Source organism: Defluviicoccus vanus, assembly GCF_014672695.1.
Taxonomy (GTDB): domain Bacteria; phylum Pseudomonadota; class Alphaproteobacteria; order Rhodospirillales; family Defluviicoccaceae; genus Defluviicoccus; species Defluviicoccus vanus.
Genome location: NZ_CP053923.1, coordinates 1,233,821 through 1,253,181 on the forward strand (window position 1 = coordinate 1,233,821; position 19,361 = coordinate 1,253,181).

General features: G+C 61.8%; 18 protein-coding genes and 1 pseudogene. 11 read left to right on the forward strand and 8 right to left on the reverse strand.

Annotated features, from left to right (window positions below):
• Positions 1-300: 300 nt before the first annotated feature.
• From infA to HQ394_RS05610, 6 genes are all read left to right on the forward strand, one after another.
• Positions 301-519, forward strand: coding sequence for a translation initiation factor IF-1 (gene infA, locus HQ394_RS05585; RefSeq protein WP_190262444.1), 219 nt, complete (start codon positions 301-303; stop codon positions 517-519).
• A gap of 141 nt (positions 520-660) precedes the next feature.
• A complete protein-coding gene (locus HQ394_RS05590) occupies positions 661-1,182 on the forward strand; it encodes a Maf family protein (protein WP_317629000.1) in 522 nt (173 codons plus the stop codon).
• Entirely contained in the window at positions 1,172-2,407 is a 1,236-nt protein-coding gene (locus tag HQ394_RS05595) for a ribonuclease E/G (RefSeq protein WP_223291876.1), read from the forward strand. Before HQ394_RS05590 ends, HQ394_RS05595 begins: the two co-directional genes overlap by 11 nt.
• Positions 2,408-2,421: 14 nt before the next feature.
• The gene (locus HQ394_RS05600; RefSeq protein ID WP_223291877.1) at positions 2,422-2,610 is read left to right on the forward strand and encodes a DNA gyrase inhibitor YacG; all 189 of its coding nucleotides are present in this window, start codon (positions 2,422-2,424) and stop codon (positions 2,608-2,610) included.
• 200 nt (positions 2,611-2,810) lie between these two features.
• Positions 2,811-3,347 carry a DUF2946 family protein gene (locus HQ394_RS05605; RefSeq protein WP_190262447.1) on the forward strand — a complete coding sequence of 179 codons (537 nt, stop codon included), beginning with the start codon at positions 2,811-2,813 and terminating at the stop codon, positions 3,345-3,347.
• 248 nt (positions 3,348-3,595) lie between these two features.
• Positions 3,596-4,006 (forward strand): DsrE family protein, encoded by a 411-nt coding sequence (locus tag HQ394_RS05610; RefSeq protein ID WP_190262448.1) that lies wholly within the window; start codon positions 3,596-3,598, stop codon positions 4,004-4,006.
• A gap of 67 nt (positions 4,007-4,073) precedes the next feature.
• On the opposite strand, the gene HQ394_RS05615 is transcribed toward HQ394_RS05610, so the two are convergent.
• Positions 4,074-4,226: a hypothetical protein gene (locus tag HQ394_RS05615; RefSeq protein WP_190262449.1), complete on the reverse strand. Its 153-nt coding sequence runs from the start codon at positions 4,224-4,226 to the stop codon at positions 4,074-4,076.
• Here HQ394_RS05615 and HQ394_RS05620 point away from each other — a divergent pair.
• Positions 4,206-4,466 carry a hypothetical protein gene (locus HQ394_RS05620; protein ID WP_190262450.1) on the forward strand — a complete coding sequence of 87 codons (261 nt, stop codon included), beginning with the start codon at positions 4,206-4,208 and terminating at the stop codon, positions 4,464-4,466. The genes HQ394_RS05615 and HQ394_RS05620 overlap by 21 nt on opposite strands.
• A gap of 159 nt (positions 4,467-4,625) precedes the next feature.
• Positions 4,626-4,970, forward strand: a complete 345-nt coding sequence (bamE, locus tag HQ394_RS05625; protein WP_190262451.1) for an outer membrane protein assembly factor BamE domain-containing protein — start codon at positions 4,626-4,628, stop codon at positions 4,968-4,970.
• A gap of 269 nt (positions 4,971-5,239) precedes the next feature.
• Here the strand turns inward: bamE and HQ394_RS05630 are convergent, their stop codons facing one another.
• The gene (locus tag HQ394_RS05630; RefSeq protein ID WP_223291878.1) at positions 5,240-6,247 is read right to left on the reverse strand and encodes a DUF6635 family protein; all 1,008 of its coding nucleotides are present in this window, start codon (positions 6,245-6,247) and stop codon (positions 5,240-5,242) included.
• A gap of 1,131 nt (positions 6,248-7,378) precedes the next feature.
• Between HQ394_RS05630 and HQ394_RS21445 the strand changes: the two genes are divergently transcribed.
• Positions 7,379-8,701, forward strand: a complete 1,323-nt coding sequence (locus HQ394_RS21445) for a mechanosensitive ion channel family protein (RefSeq protein WP_456151542.1) — start codon at positions 7,379-7,381, stop codon at positions 8,699-8,701.
• 51 nt (positions 8,702-8,752) lie between these two features.
• Here HQ394_RS21445 and HQ394_RS05640 read toward each other — a convergent pair.
• The 3 genes and pseudogenes from HQ394_RS05640 to HQ394_RS05650 form a co-directional block, all read right to left on the reverse strand.
• A pseudogene (locus tag HQ394_RS05640) lies at positions 8,753-8,926 on the reverse strand (transposase); the annotation flags it as partial.
• Between the two features lie 109 nt (positions 8,927-9,035).
• Positions 9,036-9,305 (reverse strand): hypothetical protein, encoded by a 270-nt coding sequence (locus tag HQ394_RS05645; RefSeq protein WP_223291879.1) that lies wholly within the window; start codon positions 9,303-9,305, stop codon positions 9,036-9,038.
• A 159-nt stretch (positions 9,306-9,464) separates the two neighbouring features.
• The gene (locus HQ394_RS05650) at positions 9,465-9,920 is read right to left on the reverse strand and encodes a sulfotransferase family protein (protein WP_190262454.1); all 456 of its coding nucleotides are present in this window, start codon (positions 9,918-9,920) and stop codon (positions 9,465-9,467) included.
• A gap of 534 nt (positions 9,921-10,454) precedes the next feature.
• On the opposite strand from HQ394_RS05650, the gene HQ394_RS05655 reads away from it, so the two are divergent.
• Entirely contained in the window at positions 10,455-11,144 is a 690-nt protein-coding gene (locus HQ394_RS05655) for a hypothetical protein (RefSeq protein ID WP_223291880.1), read from the forward strand.
• Between the two features lie 923 nt (positions 11,145-12,067).
• On the opposite strand, the gene HQ394_RS05665 is transcribed toward HQ394_RS05655, so the two are convergent.
• Entirely contained in the window at positions 12,068-13,123 is a 1,056-nt protein-coding gene (locus HQ394_RS05665; protein WP_456151487.1) for a glycosyltransferase, read from the reverse strand.
• A gap of 804 nt (positions 13,124-13,927) precedes the next feature.
• Here HQ394_RS05665 and HQ394_RS05670 point away from each other — a divergent pair.
• The gene (locus tag HQ394_RS05670; RefSeq protein WP_190262458.1) at positions 13,928-15,130 is read left to right on the forward strand and encodes an acyltransferase family protein; all 1,203 of its coding nucleotides are present in this window, start codon (positions 13,928-13,930) and stop codon (positions 15,128-15,130) included.
• Between the two features lie 561 nt (positions 15,131-15,691).
• Here HQ394_RS05670 and HQ394_RS05675 read toward each other — a convergent pair.
• Both HQ394_RS05675 and HQ394_RS05680 read right to left on the reverse strand, forming a co-directional pair.
• A complete protein-coding gene (locus HQ394_RS05675) occupies positions 15,692-16,954 on the reverse strand; it encodes a glycosyltransferase (protein WP_223291881.1) in 1,263 nt (420 codons plus the stop codon).
• Positions 16,955-17,271: 317 nt separating this feature from the next.
• Complete coding sequence (locus HQ394_RS05680) at positions 17,272-18,744, reverse strand: undecaprenyl-phosphate glucose phosphotransferase (protein WP_223291882.1); 1,473 nt, start codon at positions 18,742-18,744, stop codon at positions 17,272-17,274.
• Between the last annotated feature and the right edge of the window lie 617 nt (positions 18,745-19,361).

The following is a 19,361-nucleotide window of genomic DNA, read 5'->3' on the forward strand; positions in this document are numbered from 1 at the left end:
GCCAGTCGTTCGCGGCCTTGGCAAGTGGCCCGGCGGCGGCTAAGAATAGGCCGCCAACGATGGCAAGGTAGCCGATCGGTCGCGGCAGCGTGATTTTTGCGTGTGCGCCACTGGCGCGCTATGTGGATGTATTGCTGTGGTCGCAGCGGGGATGTACGCCACTGGCCACTTGCATGCAGTTTCGGCAGAACATGCATGCCACACGATGACACACTGCCATATCTGCTCGCCCTTAAGCACTTGACCTCCTGCCGAGGCCCGTACATCTGTTGGCGAGAGCAAGGAAAACCTGGAGTTTGCATGGCCAAGGAAGAAATGATCGAGTTCATCGGCGTGGTTACCGAGCTGTTGCCCAACGCGATGTTTCGGGTAAAGCTCGAGAATGACCACGAAATTCTCGCGCACACAGCGGGGAAAATGCGCAAAAATCGGATCCGCGTTCTTGCCGGCGACCGTGTNAACGTCGAGATGACGCCCTATGATCTGACCAAGGGCCGGATCACCTTCCGCTACAAGTGACCGGCGGTCACAGCGCGTCGTTCTCCTTCCCCCTGCAGGCATCCCTTTCACGCGAATCCCCAATGCCGCTGATTCTCGCCTCGGCCTCGCCGCGGCGCNGTCGATCTGTTGCACCAGATCGGCTATCCGCCTGATCGCGTCGTGCCAGCCACCATCGACGAGACGCCCGCGCGCGCNGAGCTGCCACGCGACGTGGCGCTGCGACTGGCCCGCGCCAAGGCCGAAGCGGTGCGCCTGAGCTGTCCCGGCGCCTATGTCATCGCCGCCGATACCGTCGTCGCCCGCGGTCGACGGGTGCTACCGAAACCGATTGATGCCGAGCAGGCACGTCGCTGCCTGATGCTGCTGTCCGGTGCCCGCCATCGCGTTTACGGCGGACTCGCCGTCGCCGCTCCGGACGGCCGGCTGACCGATCGCGTCATCGTGACCCAGGTCGCCTTCAGNCAATTGACCGACGATGAAGTGCGTCGTTATCTCGCCACCGGGGAATGGCAGGACAAGGCGGGCGGTTACGCCATCCAGGGCCGCGCCGCGGCCTTCGTCCGCCAGTTGATCGGCTCCTACTCCAACGTGGTCGGTCTGCCACTGTTCGAGACGGTGCAACTGCTGAACGGCCTCGGCTACCGGCCGGTGGACGGTGAAGGCGATGCCAATGGTTATTGACGAAATCCTTATCACCGCGCTTGGGACCGACCGCCGCGTGGCCAGCCTCGCCAACGGCCGGCTGCGGCGCTTCGCCCTGCGCGTTCCTGGCGACGATGTGCGCGCCGGCGATATCTTCGTCGGCCGGGTTACCAGCGTCGACCGGCGGCTGGCCGCCGCCTTCGTTGACATCGGCGCCGAGCGGGCCGGTCTGCTGATGCTGGCCGATGCCGCCGATCCCCGCAACCCACCATCGGAGGGCGACCGTGTCGTGCTGCGCGTGCTCCGCGCCGCCGATGGCAGCAAGGGGGCAAAGCTTGCCGCCCGGCCGCCCCTGCCAGCAGACTTGGTTGCCGAGGGCAAGGGGTTGCGCCCGCCACAGCGGCTGCGCAAAGCAGCCGATCCGGTGCTCACGGCAGTGGAGAGTGCGCTGGCAAACACCGAGGGCCCGGGTCTGGCGCGCGTCGTTGTCGACGATGCGGCGGTGCTGGCCGAGCTTCGCGCTGCCTTTCCGGATCTGGGCGAGCGCATCGAGTTCCATCGCGGTCTGGCGTCGCTGTTCGCCAGCGAGGGTGTCGACGAGATGCTCGATGCTGCGTTGCTGCCGCGGGTGCCACTGCCGTCGGGCGGTGCCATTCTGATCAGCGAAACACCGGCCGTCGCCGCCATCGATATCGACATGGCCGCGGCCACCGGGCCGGGGATGACGGCGGTGCGGGCAACCAATCTCGAAGCCATGGCGGCAATCGCCGAGGCGATCGTGCTGCGCGACCTCGCCGGTCACATCGTCATCGACCCGCTGGCCGCCCGCGATCGCAGCCACCGCGGTGATCTGGTTTCGGCGCTGCGCACGGCGATGGCCGGTGACGACCGCATCCTCCGCTGGGGCGGCTTTACCCCGCTCGGCCTGATTGAACTGACCCGTGAACGGCGCGGTCCGTCGTTACGCCGACAATTGGGCACGGTCTGCGGCGCCTGTGGCGAGGGCTGGCAACGAGCACCGTGGGTGGCGGCAGGCGACGCCCTGCGAGCCGTGCTGGCAGAAGGACGCGCCCACCCGGGGCGGCTGCCGCGACTGGTAGCGGCGCCGGCGGTGGCGGACGCACTGAATGAGGCCATGGCGCCGGCAAAGGCGGTGGCGGAAGAACGCCAGGGCGGCCCGCTCGTCATCGAACGCGACGCAACCCTTGCCCCGGTCGGCTACCGCGTCGCTGTCGCCGATGCGGCAGTGGGACTGCGCCCGTAAGCCCGGAACGAATGATGACTGAGACGCCGCCGCCAAAGAATAGCACGCCACGCAAGCGCTGCCCGATCTGTGGCCGACTGGCAGATGCTGCCTACCAGCCCTTCTGCAGCCTTCGTTGCGCCGACGTGGACCTGGCCCGCTGGCTGGGTGAGGTCTACCGGGTTCCCGCAACCGAAGACGAGCCCGACGACGACGAGACCTAACCCACGCGACAGTGCGCCACGCCCGCGGCTCACATCCGTTGACGCCGACGTCCCCGGCCGGTAAGCAGCAAAGAGAAGCAGAACCAGCCGGCAGGACCGCCATCGGTGCCGCAGCGCGACCGTCACAGCAATCCTACCCGACCGAACACCGCGGCTGACAGGCGATCGCCCGGCAGAGGCGTCGGCGGTGGGTGCGGGCAATGACGCCGCCAAGAACGCTGCAAGCCGCTAGCGAGGATGCGACAGCGCGCCTCCTCGTCCTGCTGGCGCTGCTCGCCAACCTGCTCGTCCATCTCTCGCCGCTCTGGGTACCTGCCCTCGAGCGGAGCGGCGCCGAGATCTGCACCGCCTACGGCCTCGTCGTCGTACCCGCCCCGGGGGCAGTTCCCGCTGGGCAGCAGGAGCATCAGCAGCGCGTCAAGTTCTGCCCGTTTTGTGCCGTCCACGCCGCCATTGCGCTGGTATCGACGGCGGCGCTACTTCCACTCACTGATCCATGGCACGCCGCGCCGCTGCCGTCCGAACGAAGCTGCGTCACCACTGGCCGCCTTGCTGGCTTCGATCGTCTCCCACGCGCCCCCTCCCCTCTCCTGACGCTCCCACTGCAACCGACAAACATCTTTCGGTTCATGATCAGAGCCCTGGAGAGATTATGCGCAGAACAGCTCAGCGCCTCTGCATCGCAGCAGGCTGCCTATGCATTGCGTTACCGGCGACGGCGTTTGCCAGCAACGTAGCCGCGTCGCTTCCGCCGCATCCCGACAGCAAGCAGATGCCGCTCGACCATTCGTCGATGGCAACGACGTCGGCGCAGAAGTCATTCTGCCGGTTTATCAAAATCTCAATGGCCCGCAGCTAAAGGACAACTGGACCGGGTGACGTAAGGGGTTCTCCCTCTAACGACACCGGTCCGGCGACCGGGGGACGGGGTCGCCGGACGCCGCCCCTGCGTCCCCATCAACCGAAGCAATGGAGTATTTCGACGATGCGAAAGTTCCTGGCGATACTTGCGTTCTTGGGTCTGTTGGCGACACTGCCGGCCGCGGCCGCCGAATCAGGTTCACTGTTCGTCAACCTGACCTCAAACGACTCCCACCGCGCCGACATGGCCTTATCCTTCTCCGGGGCGATGATGGAGCGGCAACATCCGGTCACCATCTGGTTGAATGACAAGGCGGTCCTGCTGGCGGCAAAAGCGAACGCCGGCACCTTCGGCCCGCAGCAGGAAAAACTCACGGCGCTGATGGCCAAGGGAGCGACGGTTATCGTTTGCCCCTTCTGCATGAAGTACTACGGCGTCGACGACGGCGACCTGCTCGCCGGCGCCAAGGTCGGCAATCCCGATCTGACCAGCGGCCTGCTGTTCAAGGAGGATACGCGGACGCTGAGCTGGTAACACCCATGCTTGCGCGGGGTAAGGTGAGGCCGTGGCATAACAGGCCGCCAGGTCGCTTGTCGACGCCTCACCCCGCCACCCGCAGACCGGCGCGGGCGAGATCGACCAGATCGAAGATGCGGGCGACGTAGTGATCACGGACGTGGAACGCCGCCGCGTCTTCACCCCGCAGCCGCCGGCCAACGACGTCGATCAGCCGGTGCAGACGGCGCTGGTGCACACCGGCGAGCCAGAGCAGCGGGTCGACGACGACACCGACCGCAACTCCCTGCGCTCCGCTATTGGCAGGGCGGAGATTCAAGAACGCGCCGAGGTCGTCGAGCAATCGGTCACCCGCACGCTGGACCACGGCGGCATCCTCCAAAGCTGGCTGGAAGACGTCTACAATCCCTATCTGATGCACCTCGCCTCCCACAACGTCGGCATCCTCGTAGTCACAATCATTCCCCAGCCGCGATGAGCAGCGCCTCCAAACCGTCAACGGTCTGTCAACCATCGCTTGCATGTTCTCCTACAGGTAGCATAAACTTGCACACAAACTCGCTTATTAATTGCAAGTCAGTCTCGGTATCAGTGGGATCGCGATCATTCGCATGGTACGAGCAAGGGGAGAAAAGGGGTGTCCAAAATCACGGTGTCGTTCGCCGCGGCTCTTGCGGCCACAATGCTCGCATGCTGCACGTATAAAACTGGTCGTGAAATTAATACGGCTGCGATAAATGATGTCGTTATAGGCCAGAGCAATAAGGAGCAGGTGGAGACGTGGTTTGGACCGCCAAGCAACATTTTTATGATGGCGACGGGCGAGACATGGATGTACACGTCGACGAAGATCGATATTCGAGGCTCAAATTTCATCCCCTACGCTAACCTCTTCAATAACGAAACCGACCACACTTCAGCGCAATTAAACGTGTCATTCGACCGAAAAGGGATTGTAACCGATTGCTCGTATCATCGCTAACGCGAGTGTCATGCAGGGAGGCATCGCCCATAACAACGAGTCAATTTATCAACAGGTTGCAACCGGGAAGCGTTGTGGCGAGTCAAGCAACATCTCGGCCGATCAAAGCCCAGCTAACGCAAGCGGTGCTCCGGTCAAGTCGAGCAATGGAGCACAAGGCACAAAGTCGAAAGGCCGAGCGCGTTGATGCCGCGTAACTACAGAACCAACGTGGAAGCGCGAAGCGGCTGCTAAATCTATCCAATGACACTGGCGACTCCGCCAGCGCCTCACCCCGCCACGCGCAGACCGGCGCGGGCGAGATCGACCAGATCGAAGATGCGGGCGACGTAGTGATCACGGACGTGGAACGCCGCCGCGTCTTCACCCCGCAGCCGCCGGCCAACGACGTCGACCAGCCGGTGCAGACGGCGCTGGTGCACACCGGCGAGCCAGAGCAGCGGGTCGACGACGACACCAACGAAGGCAGCGAGGACGGCCGCCACTCCCACCAGGCCGAGGGTCGTTGCGGCGATCGCCATCGCCGACGGCTTGACGGCGAACACGCTGTACCACAGGCCGCCGAGGCCGGCGCCGAACGGAAAGGTGGCCACCGCGGTCTGGTGCACCAATGCGGCGGCAATCGCCGGCCCCAGTGACACGGCGCCCGGTGTCAGTTCCTTGAATGCTGCCGCACCGGCACTGGCAAAGACCACGTTGTTGAACAGGTCGGCGGCGGCGTTGCGCGCATCCGTGTAGCCGGCAAGCAGCCGTGCCAGATCCGCCGGGTCCAGGCGCTGTCGGCTGGCCGCCGCCGCGGCGGCAAAAACGGGTGCCAAGTCCGCATCGCCGACGATTTCCGCCGCCAGCGCGTCGTGCTGCCAGCGGCGCTGCCCGTCTTCGAAGGGCAAATCCAGCAGCTCGGTCTGGATCGCCCAGGTGAGCGAGCGGGCGACGTTGGTGGTCAGGAAGGGCGTGCGGGTGGCAAGCCAGCGGGCCGGCCGCTGCCAGCCGAGGCAGCGAGCCGCTGACGCCAGCAGCTGCATCAGTATGTAGACGACAATCAGCGCCGTGTTGAGTGGTGCGCGAAGCAAATCAAGGCCGATGGCGTGGCGGTGCAGGCGAAGGGCGCCGCGGAGGCTGAAATGCCGATCGGCGAAGCCGGCAACGCGCGCATGACACCCGTCGAGATAGCGGGCGATGGCACGATCCACCAGCGCCTCGATGCGCGCGGCATCGGGACGCGAGACCGGCAAGCCGGCCGCTGGCAACCTCGCTGCGCGCTCGCCTGTAATCATCACCTCCCCCACTTGCCTCGCGTTCCGATCCGGAAGCGCGGGCGGTGCGTGTCTGTCGTCCCTGATGTGCGCGGCCGGGCACCGCCGATCAATCCCCACCCGTCACTCCTGGACATTCTCCGGGCAGCGCACACCGCGGTTGGCATCCGGCACGTCGGGTGTCTAAGGTCCGCCCGCAGACGCGAGGCAAAGCAGATAGGACGGATAATGCCGAGACCAACGCCCACCGGATTGTACGCTCACCTTGGCTGCAACGTCGCACTGTGGCGGTTCAGCCGCATGTTCGTGCTGCTGGCTGTGCTGTTTACTACCCTCGGCACGACGATGCCCGCGGCCAGGGCAGCAGCGGCTGCGGCGCCGGCAGAGACGCTCAGTGTCGACGGTCTGCAGCGGCTGGTGGTGACAATCGAGGACGAAGGCAAACGCAAGGAACTGGTGGCGACGCTGCAGGGACTGATCGCCGCACAGCAGACGCAGGATGACACGGCAAATTCGCAAAGCACCATCAGCGGCCGGCTGATTGCGTTCCTCGACGCCGGCTACACGACCACCCGCCAGTCGCTGGATGCGCTTGCCACCGCAGTCGGCAGCTGGCCGGACTGGATCGCCCAAACCCGTCAGGCCTTCGCCGATCCGGTCAAACGGCAGCAGGGCGTCCGCTCGGTGCTGGCGCTCGTCGCCGTCTTCGCCGTCGGCTGGTTTGCCGAACTGCTCAGCTGGTGGCTGATGACGACGCCGCGACAGCGGCTGGAAGCGGTGACGTCGGAGGTGCGCTGGGAGCGATTGTGGCGCGGCGCGTTACGGGTGCTGCTTGATCTGGTACCGATCGTCATCTTCGCTGCCGCCGCCTATGTGGCAGCGCTGACCTTGGAACCGCCGCGCGCGGTGCAGTCGACGGCGCTCAATTTCGTCAATGCCTACGTGCTGGCCCGCGCCATCTTGGCCTTTGCCCGGATGCTGCTGTCGCCCCGTGCCGCGGTGCTGCGGCCGCTGCCGCTCGGCGACGCCACCGCGCTCGACCTTTTTCGCTGGGTGCGCCGCTACGTCGGTCTCGGCGTCGGTGGCTTNTTTCTCATCGCCGCCGCCGTGCTGTTGGGGTTGCCCAACCGGCTGACGCCGATGCTTTATGATATGCTGTATCTGGCACTGGCACTGCTTTCGGGACTGTTCATCCTCTACCATCGTAGCCAGTTTTCGCGGTGGATCGAGAACCAAGCCAGCCAATGCCAGCGCTTCTTCGCCGTCGCACCGCTGCTGCGGCTGGTTGCCGCCCTCTGGCACGTGCTTGCTATTGCCTATCTGATCGTGCTGTTTTTCATCGCCGCGTTCGATGTGGAGGACGGCCTGTCCTACGTTCTGCATGGGACGCTGGTCACCGCTGCCGCCGTCGCCGTGGCGGCGATGGCCATTTCCCTGCTGCATCCCAAGGAAGCCGCGGTGACCCCGCTCAAGGCCGCCCCGGCGACGGCAACGCTCAGCAGGCGGCTCTACGGCTATACACCCTTCATCCGCCTCGGCATTGCCGGTCTTGTCGTCGTTGCTGCGCTGGCGTTTGTCCTCGATGCTTGGGGAGTCCCCGCCATCGCGTGGTTGCTGACACCGCGTGGACAGCAAGTCATCGGCGGGGCCCTGAGCATCGCGCTCACCTTGGGTATTGCCGTCGTCGCCTGGGAGCTCGCCAACGCGGCGATCGAGCGCTACCTGACGCAACACAACGGCTCAGGCGCCGACGTGCGGTTGCCGAGCGCACGCGCCCGCACCCTGCTGCCCCTTGCCCGCAAGATGCTGGTGGTGCTGCTGACGGTGATGGTGGTGCTGATCACGCTCTCGGAACTGGGGATCGACATTGCCCCCTTACTCGCCGGCGCCGGTGTGGTCGGCCTCGCCATCGGCTTTGGGGCGCAGAAAATGGTTCAGGACGTGATCACCGGCTTTTTCATCCTGGTGGAAGATGCGATCGCCGTCGGCGACGTGGTCACGGTCAGCGGTGCGTCCGGCGTGGTGGAGGACCTGAGCGTGCGGGCGATCAAGCTGCGGGACCAGGCTGGCGCCGTCCACACCGTCCCCTTCAGCTCGGTAGACACGGTCACCAACATGACCAAGACGTTTTCCTACTACGTCATCGACGTGGGCGTCGCCTACAAGGAAGACACCGATCAGGTGGCGCAAGTGTGCCGCGAAATCGTCGACGAGATGCGCCGGGAACCGCCCTACGCTGTCAATATTCTTGAGCCACTCGATGTGCTCGGTCTCGACAGTTTCGCCGATTCGGCGGTGATCGTCAAAATGCGGATCAAGACACGGCCGATCAAGCAGTGGGAAATAGGCCGGGAATTTAACCGCCGATTGAAGAAACGCTTCGAGGCTCTGGGCATCGAGTTCCCCTTCCCGCATCGAACGCTGCTGTTCGGCAGTGAGCCGGAGCGCGCGGATCCGCCCTCGCCGGCAACCTGAGCGGACACGGCCGCTGACGCGCGGCTCGCGCGGACGGGGCGGCGGAGAAAGGCGCAGGCCGTCGATGCAGGTGGCGAGACGATCGGCGACTTCCAGCCGGCGCTCGATCTCGCGCAGAACCAACAGGCCGCCGTCGGACGACAGCCGGCCGCCATCGAACCGGGCGACCAACTCTTCGCCGGCAACCGGTGAGAGGCCTGGCAGCGGCAGCGTGGGATCAACCATGGCGGGAGGGCGCTGCGGAAACGATATGGATTGGCTTCGAGCACAGAATCTTAGGCAATTGCAACGGACTAGGCTACACCCGCCAACCTGAACGCATAATCCCAGCTAGCTAGCGGCGGGCGACGTGGACGACGGCGTCGGCGTGCAGCCGAGCGTTGCCACGAATCATATGCTCCGGCACATCCAGCGCCTTGGCCGATGCCAACCGCTCGATGACGGCCTGGAAGTCGAGGCCAACAAGCTCGCCAATGCGTGCCAGCGGTCCCGCTGGTGCTTCACACAACTCCTCATAGGAAACCTCGATCGCCCTCGTACCGTCGGCTTTGACGAAGCTGCCGACCGTTCGCTGGTAGTGGTGTAGGCGGCGGGTGTGCCGCATCGCATCATAGACGTAGCCGAGGGTGTAGGGGCGGATGTCCCCCTGCCGGCATTTGAGGTTAAGACGCGACCGTAGGACCGACAGCCGTCGCCGCCGCAGGTGGATGATGCTGAGATCGATGCCCTTGATGGCACGAATGGCCCGNNGGCGGCGTGCAGATCAGGCAACGTCGACAATAAAGGGCCGTCCGGAATGCCGGCAGACGCTGGCATAGACGGCCTGCGCCCGAACCGCGGCAGAGGCGTCGGCGAGTGGCATCAGGGCGGCCGCGACATCGGTCCAGAACGGGCATGCGACGGCTAGGGCACCGCACGAGCACACTTTCAGTGGCTTCAACTGACGGGCAGGAAAACCATAGAGCTCGCCGGTCGCAAAGATATTGGGGTGCTGCCCAAGTATGTAGGATGCGATCGTTGTTCCTGAGTTCGGAAAGCCTGCAAGGAGGATGACCTTTGGACGGGATGTCTCCGCAGTCATGATCTGTACCCTTTTGTTTATATTTCTTGTTATTGAACTTGAAACATCAAACGCTGCCACGGTCGCCCGGCGTACCGGCTGTTGCTGACGCGAACGCATCCGATTGTGCTGCGTGGCTTCAGCTTCGAGATCGCTCATGTGCCGGCGATCAAGCCGACGATTGCTGAGTGTGGATCGAGCGAGCGTCCAGTCGCGGAAACGGATAGTCTGGTGCTGGTCAGCGAGCTTCAGCGTCGGGTGTTGCGAAGGCCCAGATCGCTTCCACGCGCCAGGATCGGCAGCCTTTTTTGTGAGTACAGTGTGGCTGCGTTGCACGTAAAGCTTGCCAGTCGCGGCTAGGTGAATTGCGTCCGCGAAGATAGTATGCTTGAGCATGTGGAGTGCAGACAACGCTCGGCAAATGGCAGCAGGCGAAAAAAGGCCGCAACGCGGGTGGGTGACGAGCGACTGGCTCCCTAATGTAGAACGAGTTCCTCGACGTTGCTTGATGCAAGTGTTCCGTCGTGTCCTAAAGGAACCAGAAATAACCAAGTGTGAGGATCAGATACCCTAAAATATTTAGGGTGTGTAGGCGTTAGAAGAACAAAGGATCCTTTCAGGATGGTAAGGTTTAGCCTAGAAAATCTTGAACTACGCTATGAGCCTTTCCCAATTGGCTGTGCGCAGCCGATTATGGATACGCAAACATATACGAGTTTGGTCGATTCGTTTCCTGCGGAGGACCTCTTCGTCAGCTTGCCGAAAGTCGGCCATAAATACGTCCTCTCCGAAAAGTTCAACGAACGAGCCTATCATCAGTTCATTCGCTCGCAACCGGAATGGCGGGAACTGCATCGATGGATCAAGAGCGAGGACTTTATCGAATCGGTGATGGAATGCCTGCATGAACGCTACGTGGATCTGGGCTATGGCCAGCGCCTGTCGCCGGGGCGGCGTTTCCTGCGGAGTCTGGTCGGCAAATCGGGCCGCGGGTCGCTCAAGCTTGGCACGCATCGGTTGAACGCCCGGTTTGAATTCTCGATGCTGCCCTCTGATGGTGGCCACGTGCGCCCGCATACCGACACGCCGGCGAAACTCATCACCCTGGTCATTGCAATGCTTCGCCCCGGTGAGTGGGAGCCGGAATTTGGTGGCGGTACTGACGTGAACCGGCCCAAGGATGTCCGGCAGACCTTCAATATCTTGAACCGCAAGGCTGGTTTCGACGAGATGGATGTGTTGCATACCTATCCGTTCGTGCCGAATCAGGCGATCGTCTTCGTCAAGACTTTTAACTCCTGGCATTCGGTGCAGCCAATGACCGGCTACGCTCGTCGGACGATGCGCAAGACGCTGACCATCAACATCGAAACGAGGCGATGAATCTCCGAAGCGGCAGTGGGACGTGATAGCCGTTGCTAACGCCAGCGTCGAAGCACTTGCGCCGCGTTACGACGTGGGGCCCTGCTGCCAGTAATCTTCGTTCCGCGGCACCTGCAGGTCGCTCGGTCGGCTGCGGCCCTCTTCCTTGCGATCGCCCTTGCGGTGGTCGAGGAAGCTGCCGAGCTTGCTGTTGACGAACACGTGCCCCCTTCNGTCACCGGCGCCGTCGCTGATGTCGTGAGCGTAATAGCCCTTGCGCTCGAACTTGCGGCGGATGACGTCGAACAGGTAGGAATCGTGGAATTCCCGCTCGGCAAACAACGTATCAGCGGTGTAGAGGCGTTCGAATTCGGCGAGGAAGGTGCGCGTGCCCGGATGGCGCAGGTTGTAGCCAACGAAACCGCACTCGGAATAGCGGGGACGCCGCAGGTAGCTGACGATGCAATCAGGCGGCATCAGTTCTTCAAGGAACGACAGCGTCACATCACTGAAGGTGAAGGTATCCGCATCGATCCAGAACAGCACGTCGGCGTGACAACGACGGGCAGCATCGAAAATGCTGAAGGTCTTGTGACTAAAGCGGACCGCATCCCAGCGAAAGCCTTCACCCCAGTTCCGCACGCGACGTATGCTGAAGCGCGGCCGATCGAAACGGCATTTTACTTCCCAGTGAGGATGCGGGTGGCGACCGTGTGCCGCCGGGTTGTCCTTGTGACGGGCCTTGAACGCCACCAGTTCCGGGCACTCGGCGAGGAGATCGAGCCAGATGATATGCGGGCTTTCGATGTCCGCGGCAAAGCCCTCGCGATAGACGTAAAGTGGGACCTCCTGCGGCCAGTGCGCAGTGAAACTCTGCACCATTAGCCGACCGTAGCTTTCGTAACCGGCGGCATGGCAGGTGGTGACGGCGGCGAAGGTCCGCATCACCGCTGACTCAAGGCGGCGATGCGAGGCTGGCGCATCGCCGCAAAGGCGTCGATCGTCTGGCGGGCGATCACCGGCCAGTCGAAGGCCTCGAGCGGTGCCCGTGCCGGCCGTGCCGTCGTCGTTGCCCAGGCCAGCGCCTCGCGCANGGATTTGGGGGTAAGCTCGCCGTCGTAGATCTGAACCCAGTCGGCGCCCACAGCTTGCTGCAACTCCCGCATCGCCCCACGATTGGGCACCAGCACCGGGCGGTCGAAGGACAGGCCAAGCAGCGCGCTGCCGGAGTTGAGAATGTCGCGATAAGGAAAGACAAGCAGGTCGGCGGCGGCAAAATAGATTTGCACATCATCGTCGGGGATGAACTGCAGCAGCAGGTGAATGCGCGGATCGTCGGCGGCTGCCCTCCGAAGTTCGGCCTCCATGTCGACCCGTTTGCTGAGTCGCCCACAAACAAAAAGCTCCAGCGCGTCGTTGCCATCGCGCACGCACTCGATCAGTCGCGGCACATTCTTATAGGGGCGAATCTGGCCGAAATAAGTGATCACCTGCCGATCGGCAACGACCTGCAGGCGCGCCCGCGCGTCCGTCCGCGTCATGCCACTGGCATACTGACCTCGGTAGTGGCCGTGCGGAATCACAAAAGCGGGCAGAGCAGCCAGCCGCGGAAAGCGTTGCAGCGCCAAGTCAAGACCGCTGTGGGTCAGCGCCGTCAAGCCATCGATACGATCAAGGACCGCATCCCAGAAACGTTGCTCCAGATCTGGAAAGACCAAGTCGTGAGGCTTCAGGTCGTGCACTGTCCAGATAACTTGCGTACCACGCTTGCGCACATAATCGAGAAGAAGGAGATATTTTTTCTCCGACCACAGTGCAGCGAGGCGAGATCCCGTTTCGAGCAGGCTTTCCGGCCAATGCAAATGCAGAATGTCCCAGCGAGAGGCAAGAAGCGATCTCGATGAGTATTCAGAAATCTTTACACCGCATTGCTGCATCGCTGAATAAAGCAGGAAGTTATACGGGTTGCGCTTTACGTTCTTAAAGGCGGGCCGAGCCATGATGCGCAAGTTAGCCCCTAATTGAGGCAATTGAGGCAAAGCATTTCACCATTTTCTTGTTGCCATGCCGGATGGCATTTCTTGCAAGCGGTGGCGATCGTCGTTAGTCCTACACGGCAGGCGTGGCAATGGCGGAGTCTGCAGCGAGCGGCACCCTACCCAGCAATTTAACCATAAATTATATCAAACATCAAGCCGCTGAGTGGTGGTCGCGAACAGAAATCACTAGGATGCTAGACAATACAAAATTAAAGAAAGAACATGAATTTCTGCGTTCAACATCAGCTGTTACAAATTCGTCATGTGCTCGCTTCACCCTACATTGTGCTTGTTTTCGGCTTTGCCGCGCATCAGCGTTGCCGGCATTGAGCAGGGTTCGTCTAGCAGCCAATTGATGCAGCCGCTAACGGCTGCGCGCCGCAGCCGCCGGCTGCTATGCCCGATCAAGCACAGGATGCTGCCGCGGTCAATGCGCGAGCGAGGATGGAGCCGTCAGCCAGGCCGCTGCCTGTCGTAATGACGAATCGCCGCGGCACAAAATGGTTGATGGCCTTTAGCCAACGCGATCGCATCGATCGAAGCCCCCATACCCTGACGACGCTCGCATCACGACCCCGGCAGTCGTGGGCAAATTTAAGCCGCCGAGTGACCGCCAGCACTGTGTCCGCGGTGGCGGACTGCTAGCGTGCGCGCTCCGGTGGCAAGAGTGGGCAGCGGACGTGGGCAGCGTCGCCGGGTCAGCCGCGAATTGCCAAGCACGGCGGGTGGCAGCTAACGAAGCCCTCATGGCATAGGGACCATTGCATGCGGTTTCAGGCTCTCGATGGCTGGCGCGGCGTGTGCGCNCTCATCGTCGCCATCTTCCATCTCGGTGTCTATAATCATTTGTATGATGTGGCCTTGATTCGGTACGCGTTCTTTTATGTAGATTTCTTTTTTGTCTTGAGCGGATTTGTCATTGCCGCGGTATCGCTCTCCCGTGTCAAGGACAGCGAATCCCTGAAGCTGTTCATCGTCAGGCGCGTCGGTCGCATTTATCCGCTGCACGTGGTCGTTCTGCTGGCATTTCTTGGCGTGGAATTGGCGAAACTGGGTGCGGTTTCGCATGGCGTGCATTCCGGGCTGGAGCCATTCAGCGGCGAAACCAGCGTTCAAAGCTTTTTCAGCAACCTGTTTCTGCTGCAAGCATTCGGAATTCACCAGGAGCTGACGTGGAACTCNCCCAGCTGGAGCATCAGCAGCGAGTTCTACGTTAATATTCTCTTTGGCGTTTTGCTGTTTCTCACCGTGACGCTGTCCGTGCGTAGCCGCACGCTCGTCTTCGCCCTGGCGCTGGTAACCGGTGCCATCATACTGATGACTCAGGCGCAGCACGGCATTGACGCTAGCTATGATTTCGGTTTTTTCCGCTGTCTTTACGGCTTCTTTTGCGGCGTCTTCGTTTGGTTGCTGTACCTCAGGTCATCCTCGCGACCATTACGCTTCGCAAGCGCGTGTGAACTGGCTGCGATCACGTCGACCGGTCTCTTCATCACCTTTGCCGGTCGTACAAGCCTGTCCTTCGCAGCCCCGGTTCTATTCTCACTCGTCGTCTATATCTTTGCTTTCCAGGGTGGATGCGTCTCTCGGTTGTTAATGTGTAAGCCCTGCCAGCTTCTCGGACGGCTGTCATACTCGATCTATCTAGTGCACGCGTTCATCGCCAATAACCTGATCGATCGACCGGTGAGCATAATCGAAAAGCTGTTCCACATTCAGCTCACCGGCCCCATACCGGCGGCGCTGCCGCAAGACCTGCTGAACGACAGCCATTTCATTATTCTCGGCAACAAGCTGCAGGGCGACCTAGTCTGTCTCGTCTATCTCTTGGTGGTGGTCGGCATTTCATACTTAACCTACACCTACGTGGAGATGCCCTGGCAACAGAGGATCAGCCGCGGTTACGCGTCATTCGCTGCCTCACGCCGCCTGACACCAGTCGCTGTAACCGGTGAGGCCGGTCAGTAGCGGCGCGGACGGGAGTGCGCCGGGCGTCTTGGCCTCGGGTGGAGCGGTAGATGAGCAAGGCAACGCTGTTGGCGCCCAGCCTGCCACCGTCCGCAAAGTGCACGTGGAGTACTGCCGTTTGAGCGATACGCAACACCGAGGCAAGCACCCGGCGGGACCCGCACCGATAAGAGGCTCTGGGCAGCCCCCCCGGATCGCGGCATGAGGCCGGGGGTATTGTCAGTGCCGCCGAACACCAGCGCAACTGCGCGTACACCGGCCGTCGCGCTCCGCCGCGCATACAAAACCGTTAACTTGGCCGCCGCTCGTGGTTGGCCAGTTCAACGCGAGGTGATGGCAGCAGTTCCGGACGATGCGGCGAGCGACCGAGGCGGCTGGCAGCTGACACCGTCCGTCTCGCGTCCCGCAGCGTCGCCCGGGCCAAGGATCAATGGCGACGGTACTGGCATATTGGCCGTTCCTCGGCTGGGACATCCTCTCCGCAACCTTCGATCAAACTCCCAACACAGTAACACCAGGAGCCGATGGGCTGGGTCCGGATATCCCGTTTACAGGGCCAGATTAGCGGTCGAGCGCGGGCTGAAGCTGCCTGATTTCCTTTGTCGCCGGATTGGATTGGCCCAGCAGCAGGTCAAGATAGCGCGAGAGAACCACGTCGCGGGATGCGGTCGCAGCGACGTAGTCACGTGCCCGTTGTCCCATGCCTTCACACAATGCGGGATCGCTGGCGAGGCGAATGACCGCGTCGGCAAAAGCGTCGGGGTCATTTGGCGGCACGCAGGCGCAGCTTTGCGTCTGCTTTTCCAGCAGGGCGAGCGGCGAGCCGGGAACCGCCGTACAGACGAACGGCCGGCCGGCGGCCATGATGCCGTACACCTTCGAGGGAATGGCGAAGTCGGCACCATTGGGATCCTGGGGAACGAGGTGGACGTCGCCAGCGGCCAGTCCCTCGTTAAGCTGCTCGGCGGGGACGAGTGGCTGGAGCGAGACGTTGGTCAGTCGCCGCTCCTGAATCTCCTCTTGCAGCACGTCGATGCGCGAGCCGGTACCGCGAATGACCACCTGGATGTCGGGCCGCCGATCGCGGAGAATTTCTACCATGGCGATAAGCTGGTCCCAACCCTGCTTGCGACCGAGATTGCCACTGTAGAGAACCACCGGGCGCGCGCCATCCGGCCGCGGCAGCGGAAAAATCTGGTTCAGATCAACCCAGATGGGGATGACTTCGATCGGGCGGCGAACGCCCTGGCGCTGCAACACCTCGCGCATGTGCTCAGAGAGGACGATGATGCTGTCGGCGCGGTTAAGAGCGAATCGCTCGAGTGACTGCAGCAAACGCAGAATTGGCCCGGAGCCGAGCATGCCAAGGCCGGCAGCAAGTCCGGACTGGATATCGTGGACGATGGCCACGTGCCGTCCGGATCGTTTTGTCGCGACGGCACCGGCGAGGACGGTAAAGATGGACGGACACAGGCTTACCACTTGAGTGCTGCGCTTGATCCGGCCTGTCAGCAGCCGGGAAACGACACCTGCGAGAAACACGGCTTCGTTGATGCAGCGCTTGATGGCGCGTCCACCCTTGGGCACGTAGGTGGGCAAGCGAAGTACGTCGACGCCAAAAACCTCTTCGCAATCGCGCTGGCCGGCTTCATAGCCGGCGGCGATCTCGTAGTCAGGATAAAACGGCCGATCCGTCACCACTGTGACTGCACGACCGCGCTCAGCCATCCACCGTGAGAAATCGGTGATATAAGCAGCGGAGCCGATCAATGTAGGGTAGAAGTGCTGAGATAAAATAAGGACAAATTCGTTATTAGTTCGCATGCCGCATCCTATCCTTTATCCCCGCCCCGCTTTGTTTGCTACTCTATACGCAGTGCGGTGGGTGCACAATCCGAAACGCCTCTAAGGGCGATGCCCGACGCTTGGATTTCCCCGAGCGACCATGTATCGGATCACGAATGCGTTAACGCCGGCTTTATCCGCCGCACGTGCTCTGCCGACCCGTTTGCCGCCGCGGGCGTTTTTCGCCCGTCGGCGGCATCACCAGAAAGCCTGCGATGTAGCCGCGGCATTCCCTGAGATGATCATATCACAACGATAAATCAACCGCACGTTACCTGCGGGTTGATCTGTTTCGGCTAATAGGCGTTCTTGTGTGTCCAGCCGATAAATGCAGTCAGGAACAAAACCTTCACATCGAACCAAATGGACCAGTTTTCGATATAGAAGATATCGTGCTCGACGCGCATCCGCATCTTGTCGAGGGTATCGGTCTCGCCGCGGAAGCCACACACCTGCGCCCATCCGGTGATTCCCGGCTTCACCTTGTGGCGACCATGATAACCACCGATCAGTTTGGCATACTGCTCGTTGTGTTCGACGGCGTGTGGCCGTGGCCCGATGAGCGACATATCACCCTTCAGGACGTTGAGCAGTTGCGGCAATTCGTCGAGGCTGGTGCGTCGCAAAATTCCGCCGATGCGGGTAACCCGGGGATCTCCCTTCCGGGCCTGTATTACCCCCGCCTCCTTTGGGCGATTGTGATACATCGACCGGTACTTATAAACAACGATCACCTCGTTGTTGAAACCGTATCGCTTCTGGCGGAACAGCACTGGGCCCGGGCTGTCGAGACGGACGGCTAAGGCGATCCCCAGCATCAGTGGCGATAGCAGGAGCAGGATGATGCTGGCGATGACCTTGTCTTCGATCGATTTCAGCAGTCCGCTCCAGCCGGTGAGCGGCGCGGAGGCGATCTCCATGACCGGAACGCCTTCGAGGAACTGCTCGCGGTGGCGGGGGAAATGGTAACCGATCAGGTCGGAGCCGAGATAGACGTGCACCGGTAGCGCACGCAACTTGCCGATGATATTGATCAGTCGGGCGTCGGCGCTCCAGGGCAAGGTGATCACCACGTCCTGGATCAGGCCGCGCCGCACATAAGTAACCAGGTCATCCAGGTTACCCAGCACCGGCAGTCCGTCGATGTCGTTGCTGATCCGGGTTCGCCGGTCGTCAAACACGCCGATAATGCGCTTCCACGGTGCATCGTGCTGGTGCAGACGCTCCACCAAATGCTGCGCCTGACCGCTGGCGCCGACAATTGCCATGTTGCGGATCAGGGTTCCCGAGCGCGCCAACCGGCGGATCATCGACTTGGCGATGCCGCGGCTGGTAAACATCAGCAATGAGGAGCCGACGAAACTGGCAAAAAACCACAAACGCGAGAACTGATCGGCAATTTGCAGCGCAACCGCCAAGGCAGCCAGGACGAGCATGACCAGCGCGCTGAGCAGGACCATCTGCCGCATGCGGCTTGGCCAAGCGACGATGGTGTTGAAATCGTACAGTCCGGCGTAGTGAAAGACGCTCAACGTCAGCCCGATATTAACGGCAATTTCCGTCAGATAGGCGCGATACGCCTCTGAACTCCAGCTGAAGAGGTAACTGTAGAACAGCAGCCCGGTGAGGGCGATCGCGAGTGCGTCAGCCACCCGGACGAGCCCGGAGACGATGCTTTCCGATAACAGCAGAGACTTTCGCGTCGTTGCCGGCGTGCGCGGGTTGACGACGTCTGTATCGGCCGGGATGGAAGTATCTATCGAGGTCATATGAGCCTGGGAGGTTTCAAGGTGCATAGCTGGCGTCGCTTCCCGATCTAAACCGGTACCGCGCTGCGATCGATCCACATGGTCACTAGGTTGATTAACGGCGGAACCCGCATTTTAGCCCACGACTTCCTTCCGCCAAACCCAACGAGCGGGGCAATGCGAAGCGCCAGAGCTGAACGCGCGCAAGTGATGCCCTTGGGCCACGTTTGCGACGCCAAGGACGAACGTAAGTCATGCGCGCTCAATCCAGGGTTTAGTAACATTACAAGAACCCCGCTTCCGCGAAGCCGATGGCGTGCTCGGTGCTGTTTGACCTAACGGCCGGTCAGCGTTGATCGCACCCCAGAAGAACCGGAAGGGTGCGACAATCGGCGCTCAAGCTCTTTCCTCCCCAGCCCACCACTTTCCAGCGTCTGCAACTGCACCGGTTCATTGGCCAATTCTTGGTGTCCTCCTCGACTCTCTGTATACCCAGCCAGCCTGCTATTGTCCATGACATATTCCTCCAGGCGCATCTCAACCCATAGACGTGCCATGTTCATAATCATCGCCTTACTGTACCAACAAAACCTTCCGACACTATTCGGAAAGGACAAATGACCAAGCAATCACACGTT